Source organism: Photobacterium sp. Hal280, from assembly GCF_037162255.1.
Classification (GTDB): Bacteria; Pseudomonadota; Gammaproteobacteria; order Enterobacterales; family Vibrionaceae; genus Photobacterium.
The window spans coordinates 1,374,704-1,387,890 of record NZ_JARLUO010000005.1; the positions used below are offsets into that span (position 1 = coordinate 1,374,704).

Here is a 13,187-nt window from a genome sequence, read left to right on the forward strand (position 1 = left end):
GTGTTGTGAAGTATCAAATTGATTAAACATGGCGATGAAATAATCCGATAAGCTGCGGGATAGAGTAAATAGTCTATGGATGAGTGAGTGAAGGACTGAGAAAAGCAGGAAAAGAAGTAGCAAAGAGTTGGGATCGAGATTCAATATTTGGCGGGCAACGACAGAAAGTAAAACGCCAGCTGAAATGCTGGCGTTGTACATAAAAGTGTTCAGAGGCTATTGAACGAGTTTAAATTTTCTCGGCGCGGAGAAGGAGGTGGGTATATCGCTGATGTACCCGAAATAATAACCCGCACCAAGTCGGCGGAAACGGACCAGATCGTACTGAGTGGCAACCCGTCCGGCGACAAACTCGACGTGGCACTGCTTTAGAAAGCGGATGACGGGCAGCAAGCCTTGCTTAAAGGTCGTGTCTTCATTGAACTGGGCTATTTTAATCGCAGCAGGCGAATACCTCTCCAGCAAAGGGAGATAGGTGGTTGGCAGCCTGATATCTACCCAGTAAGCCGGACAGGCATCGTGTAACCAGCCCAGCAATTGGCCCAGTTGCTCTGAATCTAAACCGGACTGGAAAAGCTGAATACAGGGCACGACGTCCTGCATCGCCTGGGGATGGTGTTCAAACAGGGAAGACAAAAAATGCTGGCCGGGTTCCCATTGCAGTAAGGTTTCTACCTGCAGGGGCACAACTAACGGATTAATCAGGCTGGCATGGATGGTTTCTTGCTGAAATTTAATGTGTCTGACCGCCAGCAGTAGCCCGAACAGATCCAGCGCATAACGCATCTCTTCCGACAGATCGAAACGGTAGACACTCTGCTCGTTATTGCTGCCGAACCGTAAAGTGAGGTGCTGGAATGTAACCTCGTTGGTTTCTGTGTGTCTGATCGGCTGGCAGACATGACGGATATCATTGTGCTGCATGGCCTCGAGCAGAATGTGATCATCCGGAGTCCGGGCTGCCTGAATCAGCAGCCCGCGTGCATGCTCGCTTAACGCGGCATCGGTAAACAACTTAGCCAAGGTTTCCTACCACATTAATTTGCTTGTGTTCTGGAATTTCATTATATGACAAGACCGCCAGGCCTTGTGCAAATGTCCGCGCATAACGTGACAGAAGTGGCCGAAGTTGTGGCATCACCAGCAGAACCGGAGGTAGATTTTGCTGCTTAAGCTGCTGTTTGACTAATGGCAGGTTTTGCTGGAATTGCTGCAGAATATTGGGCTCAACCGGAAAACTGTCCAGCATGGCCTGGCCGTTTGACTGTGCCTGCTGCAAAGATTTCAGCAAAATTTGCTCCAGATCATCAGACAAGGTGTACACGTTCAGATCTTTGCGGTCACCGTTAATCAGGTTGACTAAGGTGCGGCGTAAGCTGCAGCGCACATCAGCGGCCAGCAGAATCGGATCTTTGGTATTTTCTGCACTGTCGAGCATGGTGTTGGCGATGGTGCGGATATCTTTGACCGGCACCTGATCCTGCAGCAAGTGACGGAACACTTTGAGTTGTTGCGCCGGTGTCATGACATTGCCCAGCGCTTCGGCCAGTTTCGGTGCCTGCACTGCCAAGCGGTGGATCATATTGTCAACATCGTCGTGGGTGAACAAATCGGCCAGGTTGTTTTTCATCACTTTGCTCAGGTGCGTGGCGATGACAGTGGCATCATCAATAACCTGATAACCCATATTCAGTGCTTTGGCTTTGTCGCCGGGCTCAATCCAGACGGCCGGTAACTGATAGGCCGGGTCAGTCCCCAGGATGCCGTCAATATCACCATAGGTTTCACCCACCGCAATGGCCATCAGGCGATCCGGTTCAATTTCCCCTTGTTCAACGATTTCACCCTGTACGGCGATGGTGTACTGGTTTGGCCTCAGGCTGAGGTTGTCCTGAATGCTGACTTCCGGCAGCAGATAACCCACTTGCTCGGACAGGGTTTTACGAATCCCCCGGATCCGCTGCGACAGCGGCGCGCCCTGATCTTTATTGACCAGATGGACCAGACGAAAACCCAGGTGCAGCGACAAGCTCTGAACATGCGGAATATCATCCCAGGCCAGCACCTGCTCACTTTCACGACGCATGGCATAGCCAAGCTGTTCAACCTGTTCGAGCTGATCATCATGGGTGGGCGATTTGAGCTGTCGCCAGCCGGAATAGGCCAGGACGGCAGCGAAGGCGTAGAACGCCAGATGCGGCATACCCGGCACACTGCCGACAATCGCCATAATCGTGGCGGCAGTAAACAAAGTGGTCGGGGAAGCGAGCAGCTGACTGCGCATGGACTCAGCCATGTCATCGTCGCTGTCATTGATGCGCGTCACGATAATCGCCGCTGAGGTGGCCAGCAGCAGGGACGGGATCTGTGCAACCAGACCGTCACCAATTGTTAGCAAGGCAAAGGTCTTGAACGCATCTGCGCCCGTCATATCGTATTCGAATACGCCAATGCTGACACCACCAATAATATTGATGAACAGAATCAGCAGGCCGGCGATGGCGTCACCACGGACGAATTTTGACGCACCATCCATCGAGCCGTAGAAATCCGCTTCATTGGCGACTTCTTTCCGGCGCAGTTTGGCGCGTTCCTGATCGATTAAACCGGCATTCAAATCGGCATCAATGGCCATTTGTTTACCCGGCAGGGCGTCGAGGGTAAATCGGGCAGCGACTTCTGAAATACGCTCGCCACCTTTGGTAATCACCACGAAATTGATGATCATCAGAATGACAAAGACCACCAGACCGACGACATAGTTACCGCCGATCACCACTTCACCAAATGCCTGAATCACTTTACCGGCCGCATCGCCGCCGTTGTGACCTTCCAGCAGCACGACCCGCGTTGACGCGACGTTCAGCGTCAGACGCAGCAGCGTTGCCACCAGCAAGATGGTCGGGAAGATAGAAAAATCCAGTGGTCGTTTTGCCGTGGTACTGACCAGCAGCACCATGATCGCCAGCACGATGTTGAAGGTGAACATGGCGTCCAGCAGCATCGGAGGCAGAGGCAGCATGACCATGGCCAGTATCATGAGCAGCGCAGCAGGAATACTGATGTAGCTGCGCTTTAAATGGTTAAATTTAGGTAGCCTGTTTAACATGGGTTTGTTCTCTCTCCTGCCTTAATACTGTAAGTGGCGTGGAATCGCAAAAGTCGGTAATGCCTGTGGTTTGCCGCCTTTCCCGGTACGGAAAGCTTTGAGCTGCATGACATAAGTCAGAATGTGCGCCACGGCGATATACAGCTGGTTCGGCACGGCCTGCTCCAACTGAGTGGTATGGTAAATAGCACGCGTCAGGGGCGGGGAATTCAGAATTTCCACATTGTTCTCGCGGGCGATACGCTGAATATGCAGGGCCATTTCATCCACCCCTTTGGCCACCACGAAAGGGGCATCGTACATAGTGGGATCGTATTTGATGGCGACCGCATAGTGGGTTGGGTTGGTAATCACCACATCTGCCTGCGGCACGGTTTTTTCCACTTTACGTCGTGCAAATTGCTGTTGAATCTGGCGGATACGCTGTTTCACTTCCGGCCGGCCTTCGTTGTTTTTGTATTCTTCCTTGGTTTCCTGCTTGGTCATTTTCAGCTGCTTTAAGTGCTCCCAACGTTGGTAGGGCACATCAAGCAAGCCAAAAATGATCAGCGCGACACCCATCAGCAGCACACCGTGAAAAAGGATACTCATGACGGCGACAACGCCCTGGCGCAAAGGCAGGTTCTGCATCGCCATCAGTTCAGCCAGATGAGAATCCAGATAGGTATAGAGCAGCAAGAAGATAACAGTCACTTTGAGGGTCGATTTCAGCAACTCAACCAGTGAGCGTAACGAGAACATACGTTTGATGCCGGCAATCGGGCTGATCTTCGACAGTTTTGGCAGCACACCGGCAGGGTAGAACAGCCAGCCGCCCAGCATCAGACTGCCGCCGATGGCCGCTAACAGTATGACCGCAAACAGGGGCAGCAGCAGTTCTATCAAAATAGCCAGGCTTTGCCCCATATGTTCAATGCCTTGCCAGGGCGACTGCAAATCTTCGCGGGTCAGTTGCATGTTGAACCGGAACACACCGCTGAGCGCATCCCAGATGGCCTCAAGCTGAACCGAGAAGAAATACACAACAACGATAAAAATCACCGCGGCGGTGAGATCTTTGGCCCGTGGGATCTGCCCCTGCTCTCTGGCTTTACGGATTTTCTGGGGCGTGGCTTTTTCTGTTTTGTCCTGCGTACTCTGGTCACTCATAGGCCGTTTCCTGCGACATAATAGGTCAGTTCCTGCAAGGTGGTATGCACGAACTGGGTATAGCGGCTGGGTACACCGCTGATAGCAATGAGAATACTGAACAGGCCTAAAAGCATGGTCATCGGAAAACCTAAGGCATACACGTTCAGGCTGGGCGCGGCCCGGTTCATAACACCGAAGCTGATGTTGGCCAGCAGCATGGAAACGATGGCGGGCAAGGCCAGTGCCAGTGCAGAGGCGAACATCCAGCCGACCATGGTCAGAATCTGGTGCAGCGTCGCTTCACTGATACCTGAGCCGACAGGCCAGACATGAAAGCTCTGGACCAGAATATCAATCACGATCAGATGGCCGTCCAGTGCCAGAAAAAGCAAGGTGCTGAACATCAGGAACAGGCGGCCGAGCAGGGCGACAGACATGCCGTTCACCGGGTCATTCATGATCGCCATGCTCAGGCCCATCTGCATCGAGACAATCTGTCCGAGCATGGTCATGGTGTTGAATAACAGGTGAATGATAAATCCGAAGAACACTCCCCAGATCGCTTGCTCGAAGGCGAGTACCAATGCTTTAAGGGAAAGGGGATCCACAGCTGGCATTGCAGGCATCAGCGGCGCAATCAGAATGCTGATCGACAAGGCAAAAAGCAGTCTTATCCAAATCGGAATGGCGCCGTCGCCAAAAAAGGCATAGCCACAAGCGCCGCCCCGAGGCGGAAAAAGGCCACCAGACTTGCCCCAGCCAGGCTGTGATTTGCGCAAAGGTCAGATCCATCAGCCAATCATTCCCGGAATGTTATGGAACAGATAGGTGAACAGGTCGACGAGTTTTCGGATCATCCAGTGACCGGCAAAAATCACCATCAGCAGGGTCACTAATAAACGCGGAAGAAAACTCAGGGTCTGTTCATTAATTTGCGTTGCCGCCTGAAACACGGCAATGAGCAGCCCGACAAGCAAGCCCGGAATGACCAGCACCGTCACAATGGTGATGATCATCCATACAGCATCTGAAAACAGGGTAACAGCGAGTTCCGGTGTCATGATGTTCTCCTACCCGAAACTGGCTGCGAGTGTGCCAACCGTCATGGCCCAGCCATCTGCCAGTACGAAGATAACCAGCTTGAAAGGCAAAGAAATGATCAGGGGTGACAGCATCATCATACCCATCGCCATCAAGACACTGGCAACCACCAGATCGATAATCAGGAAGGGAATAAACAACATGAAGCCAATCTGGAATGCCGTTTTCAGTTCACTGATCACGAAAGCGGGTAAGACGACGGCAAACGACAAATCTTCAGCGTTCTGATTGATCGGCTCGTTAGCGATGTGCAGCATTTGTTCCAGAGAGCTTTGCTGGGTTTGCTTGAGCATGAAGTCTTTGACGGGTTTTTCTGCAACCGCAAAGGCATCCATCAAAGTCATCTGGCCTGCGTCATACGGCTTGAAAGCGTGTTCATAGATGTCTGTCCACACCGGGCGCATGATGAGCAAGGTTAACGCCAGCGCGATGCCGACCAGAACCCGGTTCGGCGGACTCTGTTGCAGGCCGAGCGCCTGACGCAAAATGGCCAGCACGATGATAATCCGGGTAAAGCTGGTGGCCATCAGCAGGAAGGCGGGCAAAAAGCTCAGCGCCGTCATTAAGAGCAGCACCTGCAGCTTGACGCTGTATTCCTGGTTGGCGGCACCATCAGACACTGTCATCAGTGTCAGGCCGCCACTTTCAGCCGCAAATACCGGATGTGAAAACAGAAGAAAGACGAGAAAACCGGTGATACATAGCCCGCCTGTGCGGGCTATTCGGAAACAGGTACTGCGGAGCATCATCAGGATTCCACGGAGTTAAGCGGCGAATCCACGATGTCGATCAGGCGCAGACCATATTTATCATTGACCACCACAACCTCGGCATGGCCCATCAGCGATCCATTGACTTTGACATCCAGCGGTTCGCCGTTGAGCTTATCCAGCTCAATCACGCTGCCTTCACCGGCTTTCATCAGTTCACCCAGCGAGACTTCGGTACTGGAAACTTCCAGCGTGACAGTGACGGGGATTTTCTTGAAGAAATTGATATCGCGTGAAGGCACGTCGTCATAGGGAATAAAGGGTGAAGCATTTGATTCCTGCTCGGTTTCAATATCATCATCCAGCTGGTCCAAATTCAGATCATCAAAGTTCAGATCGTCTTCGCTGAATGCGTTTACGTCTGTCATCTCATTCAAATCAGTCATGTTTCAATCCTGTAATAGTGTTATTTATCTTTAAGAATCAGGACGAGCTGGCCGTCTTTGTCGGCCACGCATCCGTTAAATAAATGTTCCTGTCCGATACGCACCGGCACATTGGTGAGGAGATCAATATTCAGTACATCGTCAGGACGCAGCTTGAGCATATCATCCAGCGGCATTTTTTTCTGGCAAAGCGTGGCATGAAGCTGAACCGGCGTATTCTCCAGCGCGAGCCTGAAATCATCGCTCAGGTGATGGTTGGTCTGGAACGCCATATCATCCATCAGCACCTGAAGCATGTTTTCATCAAAGTACAGGCGGAACGCCGCCACTTTTTTACGGTAGCTCACAGTGAAAGTGGCCAGTAAGCCGACACCGTAAGTCATGCCATCATCGGTCAGTTGCCATGACTTCTCATCGGCAACCAGTGCACAAATACGCTGCAGTAATCGCTGCTGAAGACGCAGATCACTGGCTGTCAGCGATGAATTCGCGTAACCGGCATCGCTGCGATCGATATCGGCGTTGTAAAATTTATCCGACAGCGCCAGTAACAACTGGGTATCCAGTTGCGCTTCAATCAGGCCTCCGGCTTCATGCCGAATGACAGAGGCATTGTTGCTTTGATCCGTGGCATCCCGGTTGGAGAGTTGAATGTCAGCAAGCTTAATGGTCAGATTTTTGTCTTTCACCCAGCGTTGTAAATCCTGGGTAATTGACGAATCTGCCTGCGAGAAGATTTTCTGCAACTCTTCCCGGATGACATGGATTGGGCGCCCTAAATGTTCAACGTTCAGTGTGGGGAAATGTTGAGCACTGTTTAACTCAATTTTTTTCATATTGGCATATCCGTCAGAACTCATATGCAACTTATTAACTGTTGCGAATTTAATTTACTTCTATTTTGGTAAAACCACTATTAGTTTCGCTAAGTCTAGCCTGAGCTAATTCCTGTGTTTTAGTTATTGATTTTGAATTTGTGATGTTAGTCCACATGTTGATTATATCTTCATTTATAGGGTTTTCTTATATATGAATTGATGAGACTTTTATGGCCGCCTTTGAAATACCCTGTGTTTTGTTAGGTTTTGCTTGCCACAAGTTGCTGTTTTTGAAGCCATATCAAAAAAATCATTCTGACGGCTAGAATGGCGGTGTGGTGTCAAATTAGTGTCATGGTGGCGTCAAATATAAATTGAATCAAGATCACCTTTATTTTATTAAAGTGATTTCGAGCAAGAAATAAATATATATAAACAACAAACCAATTTGGCTTTTAATATTTTGTGGCTAAGTTGGATATTATGATTAAGAAATGAATTTTGGTTTTTTTCCAAAATCTGAGAAGGGTAAAAATGTTAATTTCATGTCTCAAGAAATACACATTCTTATTTATTGCTCTTGCGGCAGGTTCGGTTGAAGCAAAGCTTGTTTCAACACCGATGGATCTTGTCGAGTGGAAATACCAAGGCGACAAATTTCACTGCTCATTAAATCAGCAGGTGGATAATTTCGGTCAGGTGAGCTTTATCGCCGATGCCGGGGAAAATCTGACGCTGAAAGTAAAGCCGATGCGACCTGTGGTTCAGTTTCAATCTGCAGGTCTGTATCTGCAGGATGGTCCTTGGGTGGTGACGCCCAAGCAGACATCACTGAGCCCGGGTAAGCAGGTCAGCCCGACTGAAGTGAGGTTCACCCAGGCGGTCGATGCGCTGCTGGACGGTATGACAGCAGGGCAGTGGGCACGGGTGGCGATGATTTATAAGAACAACAATACCCCGGTCGATTTGGTGCTATCAAGTGTCAATATGACTCCGGCACTGGCTGACTTTACGCGCTGTCGTTCCCGCTTGCCGGCCATGTCGTACAAACAGGCGCGTGACCTGGTGTTTCAGTTTGATTTGGGACAACGCACAGTTTCCACGGAGCAAAAAGAAACGCTGTTAAATCTGGCTGAATACATTCGTCTGGATAACTCAGTGAATCAGGTGTTGATTGACGGCCATACCGATAATGTCGGTTCTAAGCTGGGCAATGTTCAGGTCTCCAAAGTGCGTGCCGATGATGTGGCCAGTTTTCTTCGGGAAGCCGGCGTGAAAGACAGCTTGATTCAAATCAGGGCACATGGTTCCCGCTATCCGATCGCCCATAATAAAACGGCGAAAGGGCAAGCGTTAAATCGTCGGGTAACAGTGCGTGTGATGCGTGCTGGCAACAATGATGAAAGCAGGGTTCAGTAATGATTACGAAGACGATTCAGTTCATTGAACCGGACAGGCAGCAGGCTCAGCAAGTCATTCAGGTGCTGGAGCAGGCAGGTTATCAGGTGGATTATCTGACATCGGGCAAGGCCGGTTTGCAGTCTCGCCGGGCAGCTATCACTTTGGTCAGTTCCTCGTTGCCGGATATGTCACTGACCGAATGGGTCCGCTACAGCCAGACAGTGGCGGACACTCAGCAGCGCCGGATTGCCATTGCGATTGTGGATCAGCATGAAGGCTTGCTGGCAGCGGAAGCGATGAAGGCCGGTGCGACGGATTATTTGTTAAAACCCTTCGAACCCAGCCAGCTGTTAAGCCTGATTGCCCGGGTGGAAGCGCTGCAAAAGCCTATGTCTGACATAGTGGCGCAATCCTGGCGCAGCAAGCAAATCTTGCAACTGGCCCACCGTGCGGCCTGTACCCATGCCAGTGTGCTGATCACCGGTGAATCAGGGACAGGCAAAGAAGTGCTGGCGCGCTATGTTCATCAGCAGTCACCGCGCAGCAAGATGCCGTTTGTTGCGGTGAACTGTGCAGCTATCCCGGAATCCATGCTTGAAGCCGTTTTGTTTGGCCATGTGAAAGGGGCCTTTACCGGGGCAACCGGCAGCCAGAGCGGTAAGTTTGAAGAAGCGAACGGCGGCACCATTTTGCTGGATGAAATTGCCGAAATGTCGCCGGCGCTGCAAGCCAAATTATTGCGTGTGCTGCAAGAGCGCGAAGTCGAGCGTGTGGGCAGCCATAAAACCATCAAGCTTGATATCCGGGTGATAGCCGCCACCAATAAAGACCTTCGTGTTGCCGTACAGGAAGGGGTGTTCAGGGAAGATCTTTATTACCGTCTGGATGTGTTACCGCTGCACTGGCCACCGCTTCGCGAGCGCCCTGAGGATATTCTTCCGCTGGCCGATTATTTCATCGCTAAATATCAGCAAGGCAGCGCATGTCAGCTATCCGCAGATGCCCAGCAGATGATGATGCAGTACCACTGGCCGGGCAATATCCGCGAGCTGGAAAACATTATCCAGCGCGCACTGGTCATGAGACACGGCGATTTTGTGACCTCGCAGGATCTGATGCTGCCGGTAGACAGCAGCAAAATCCAGGCAATTAAACCTGAATATATGCCTGCATCGGCGGGCATCGCAGGAACAGAACAGGGCCATATTGGTGCGAAGAAACAGGCCGAATACCAGTATGTGCTGGACGTGCTGAAACAGCATGAAGGTAACAGAACACTCACGGCAAAAGCTCTGGGTGTGACGACAAGGGCTTTACGTTACAAATTGGCGGCAATGCGTGAGCAAGGCATTGATATTTCACAAATTGGCTCAGCAGCCTAACGATCAGGAGACACAACTATGCTTGCGACGAATTTGACGCAGACGACCACCGCCCAGCAATTAATGCTGGATAAAATGCAGCTCATGCAAGCTCAGGCTGAACAGAACATCGCTGTGAAAGCCAATCCTTTAGACCAACAGGTTAAACCACTTGCTTTTTCATCTGCTATGACACAAGTGCTTGACCTGGTAAACGGCCATCAGGCCGCTGCGAGTGCGAAAATGACGGCGGTTGAAACCGGAAAAAGTGATGATCTGGTTGGTGCGATGATTGCCAGCCAGAAGGCCAGTTTGTCTTTTTCTGCTTTGATGCAGGTAAGAAACAAAGTGGTCGGTGCGTTTGAAGATGTAATGAAGATGCCGGTGTAAATTATGACCATGATTACTCAAGCAGCGGCAGCGGAACTGACTGCTGCCAACCGTTCTGATCATTCTCTGCTGGAGCGGGCTAAACGCGCCTGGTACAGCAGCCAGCGTAATCTTGTCTTGTCTGCTGCGCTGGCGGCAGTGGTGGCAGCTATCATCGTGGTTGCACTCTGGACGTCGACACAAAGCTATCGCCCGCTCTACAGCCAGCAGGAGCGTTTTGACACCAGCGAGATTATCTCGGTCCTGGAAGCGGAAGGCATTCCATACCGCTTACAGGAAACAAACGGTCAGGTGCTGGTCGAAGACGGCAGAGTCGCTGAAGTCCGTATGTTACTGGCCGCTAAAGGGGTGAAAGCCAAACTGCCGACCGGCCTGGAAACACTTCAGACCGACTCTTCCCTGGGAACCAGCCAGTTTATGGAAACTGCGCGTTACCGTCACGGCCTTGAAGGCGAGCTGGCCCGTACCATCATTTCACTGAATGCCGTCAATAACGCCCGTGTGCACCTGGCGATTCCCCGCCAGACTCTGTTTGTGCGCCAGAACACAGAAAAGACCACGGCCTCTGTCATGGTTGAGCTGAAACCGGGTGAAGATCTGAAACCTGAACAAGTTGAAGCCATTGTCAACCTGGTGTCGGGCAGTGTTACCGGTATGACGGCGGAACACGTCTCTGTGGTGGATCAGTTCGGCCGTTTACTGAGCGCAGATATCGGCTCTGAGACCTCCGGCCGGATGAATACCAAATATCTTGAGTACCAGAAGAATCTGGAAAAGCAGGTGATTCAGCGCGCCACTGACATGCTGACGCCGGTTCTGGGTCCAAGTAACTTCCGGGTGCAGGTCGCTGCCGATCTGGATTTCAGCCGTATTGAAGAAACCCGTGAATTGGTGGATGACAATCCGGTTGTCCGCTCAGAACACAGCATTGAAAACAACTCAACGGATAAAATTGCACTGGGTGTACCGGGTTCACTGAGCAATCAGCCACCGACGGTGGAAGAAGAGGGTGAAGGCGCAGCACCGAAGAACACCAGTGAGCGCTCTGAAGTGAACCGTCAGTATGCGTTAGGCAGCAGTGTCAGGCATACCCAGTATCAACAGGGCCAAATCAGGAAACTGAATGTGTCTGTCCTGCTTAATAATGCAGTTGCACCGGATGGCGCAGCCTGGGATGAGGCGCAAAAAGCCGAAATCAGCCAGATGATTTCTGAAGCGGTTGGTCTGAATGCCGAGCGTGGTGACAGCCTGAGCCTGATGAGCTTCAACTTTACCCCAGTCAACATTGAACCGGTTACACCTATGCCGTGGTGGCAGGATACGGCATTGCAGCAGCCGTTGCGTTACATCATTGGTGGTTTACTGGGACTGGCGATGATCTTCTTTGTTCTACGTCCTTTGATTCGCCACCTGACCGGTGTGGATAAAGCACGACAGGAAATGGACATTGCCACTTTACCAGACAATATTCTGAGCAAAGAGCTCGACGAGCAGGCACAAGAAAATGAGCTTAATCGACGTCTGTCCGACAGAGGCCTGAGCAATACCACCAACGGGCTGGATGCCGATGCTGAGATGATGTTGCCGCCTTCAGGTTCGCCTCTGCACATCCAACTGAAACATCTGACATTAATTGCCAGCGAAGAACCACAGCGCGTTGCTGAAGTCCTCAAACAATGGGTAAATGGAAATGAGCACAACCGAGACAACTAATCCGGCAGACATGCAAACCTTAAGCAGTGTGGATAAAACAGCGCTGGTTTTGCTGGGCATGGGAGAGGATGCAGCCGCTCAGGTTCTGCGTTATTTCTCCCGCGATGAAGTACAACGCGTCACCCGATCCATGGCGAAACTCACTGGCATCAAAAGTGAGAACGCCAAGGTCGTGATTCAGCGGTTTTTTGATGATTTTCGTGACCACAGTGGTATTCGCGGCGCGTCGAAAGATTATCTGTCGAACACACTGTCGAAAGCCCTGGGCAATGATCTTGCCAAAGGCGTACTGAACAGTATTTATGGTGATGAGCTGCGCAATAACATGCAGCGTCTGCAGTGGGTTGATACGGACGTTATCGCAAAATTTATCAGTCAGGAACACCCGCAGATGCAGGCTATTTTCCTGGCTTATCTACCGCCGGAAACCTCATCTCAGGTGCTGGCGAAACTGCCGTCAGAGCAGCATGATGAACTGATTTACCGCGTTGCCCGCCTGAGCGAAATCGATCATGAGATCGCCAAAGATCTGCATCTGCTGATCGACCGCTGTATTCAGCAGGTCTCGGGCGGTCAGGGCGCATCGGTCTTGGGTGCCAAGCAGGCTGCCGACATTATTAACCGCTTTGAGGGTGATCGTGCTCAGCTGATGGAAATGCTGAAACTGCATGACGAAAAAGTGGTCAGCGAAATCGAAGAAAACATGTTCGACTTCGTGATCCTTTCCCGTCAGCGTGAGGCCACAATGGATCGCCTGATCCAGGAAATTCCGCTCGACCTGTGGGCAACGGCGCTGAAAGGGGCAGAGCTCAAGCTGCAAATGGCCATCAAACAGTCCATGCCACAGCGTATGGCCACTTCACTGGATGATGAAATGGCTATGCGTGGTGCGATGCCATTATCCCGGGTCGAAAGGGCACGACAGGATATTATGCAAGTGGTTCGTGAACTGGCCGATGCCGGTGAGATCGAGCTGAGCTTGTATCAGGAACAAACAGTGGAGTAAG

12 protein-coding genes and 1 pseudogene are annotated in these 13,187 nt (G+C 51.2%); 5 read left to right on the forward strand and 8 right to left on the reverse strand.

What is annotated here, in order from left to right; all coding sequences use genetic code 11:
* Positions 1–216 precede the first annotated feature (216 nt).
* The 8 genes and pseudogenes from P4S53_RS15815 to P4S53_RS15850 form a co-directional block, all read right to left on the reverse strand.
* Positions 217–1,023, reverse strand: coding sequence for a hypothetical protein (locus P4S53_RS15815; protein ID WP_337113414.1), 807 nt, complete (start codon positions 1,021–1,023; stop codon positions 217–219).
* Entirely contained in the window at positions 1,016–3,109 is a 2,094-nt protein-coding gene (flhA, locus tag P4S53_RS15820; RefSeq protein WP_337113415.1) for a flagellar biosynthesis protein FlhA, read from the reverse strand. The genes P4S53_RS15815 and flhA overlap by 8 nt, the downstream gene beginning before the upstream one ends.
* A gap of 21 nt (positions 3,110–3,130) precedes the next feature.
* Entirely contained in the window at positions 3,131–4,258 is a 1,128-nt protein-coding gene (flhB, locus tag P4S53_RS15825) for a flagellar biosynthesis protein FlhB (RefSeq protein ID WP_337113416.1), read from the reverse strand.
* Positions 4,255–5,032, reverse strand: a pseudogene (gene fliR, locus P4S53_RS15830) (flagellar biosynthetic protein FliR). The gene flhB and the pseudogene fliR overlap by 4 nt, the downstream one beginning before the upstream one ends.
* Positions 5,032–5,301: a flagellar biosynthesis protein FliQ gene (fliQ, locus tag P4S53_RS15835; RefSeq protein ID WP_027252354.1), complete on the reverse strand. Its 270-nt coding sequence runs from the start codon at positions 5,299–5,301 to the stop codon at positions 5,032–5,034. Before fliQ ends, fliR begins: the two are co-directional and overlap by 1 nt.
* A gap of 9 nt (positions 5,302–5,310) precedes the next feature.
* Positions 5,311–6,087: a flagellar type III secretion system pore protein FliP gene (gene fliP, locus P4S53_RS15840; protein WP_337114504.1), complete on the reverse strand. Its 777-nt coding sequence runs from the start codon at positions 6,085–6,087 to the stop codon at positions 5,311–5,313.
* Positions 6,088–6,089: 2 nt separating this feature from the next.
* Positions 6,090–6,488: a flagellar motor switch protein FliN gene (gene fliN, locus P4S53_RS15845; protein WP_442958692.1), complete on the reverse strand. Its 399-nt coding sequence runs from the start codon at positions 6,486–6,488 to the stop codon at positions 6,090–6,092.
* A gap of 29 nt (positions 6,489–6,517) precedes the next feature.
* Complete coding sequence (locus P4S53_RS15850) at positions 6,518–7,333, reverse strand: FliM/FliN family flagellar motor C-terminal domain-containing protein (RefSeq protein WP_337113418.1); 816 nt, start codon at positions 7,331–7,333, stop codon at positions 6,518–6,520.
* A 516-nt stretch (positions 7,334–7,849) separates the two neighbouring features.
* On the opposite strand from P4S53_RS15850, the gene P4S53_RS15855 reads away from it, so the two are divergent.
* The 5 genes from P4S53_RS15855 to P4S53_RS15875 are packed head-to-tail and all read left to right on the forward strand — an operon-like array spanning position 7,850 to position 13,186.
* Positions 7,850–8,734 carry an OmpA family protein gene (locus tag P4S53_RS15855; RefSeq protein ID WP_337113419.1) on the forward strand — a complete coding sequence of 295 codons (885 nt, stop codon included), beginning with the start codon at positions 7,850–7,852 and terminating at the stop codon, positions 8,732–8,734.
* Positions 8,734–10,098: a sigma-54-dependent transcriptional regulator gene (locus P4S53_RS15860; protein WP_337113420.1), complete on the forward strand. Its 1,365-nt coding sequence runs from the start codon at positions 8,734–8,736 to the stop codon at positions 10,096–10,098. Before P4S53_RS15855 ends, P4S53_RS15860 begins: the two co-directional genes overlap by 1 nt.
* Before the next feature lie 18 nt (positions 10,099–10,116).
* Positions 10,117–10,467 (forward strand): flagellar hook-basal body complex protein FliE, encoded by a 351-nt coding sequence (gene fliE / locus P4S53_RS15865; RefSeq protein WP_192016560.1) that lies wholly within the window; start codon positions 10,117–10,119, stop codon positions 10,465–10,467.
* Between the two features lie 3 nt (positions 10,468–10,470).
* Positions 10,471–12,180, forward strand: a complete 1,710-nt coding sequence (gene fliF, locus P4S53_RS15870) for a flagellar basal-body MS-ring/collar protein FliF (RefSeq protein ID WP_337113421.1) — start codon at positions 10,471–10,473, stop codon at positions 12,178–12,180.
* Positions 12,158–13,186 (forward strand): flagellar motor switch protein FliG, encoded by a 1,029-nt coding sequence (locus P4S53_RS15875; RefSeq protein WP_337113422.1) that lies wholly within the window; start codon positions 12,158–12,160, stop codon positions 13,184–13,186. Before fliF ends, P4S53_RS15875 begins: the two co-directional genes overlap by 23 nt.
* The last annotated feature ends 1 nt before the right edge of the window (position 13,187 follow it).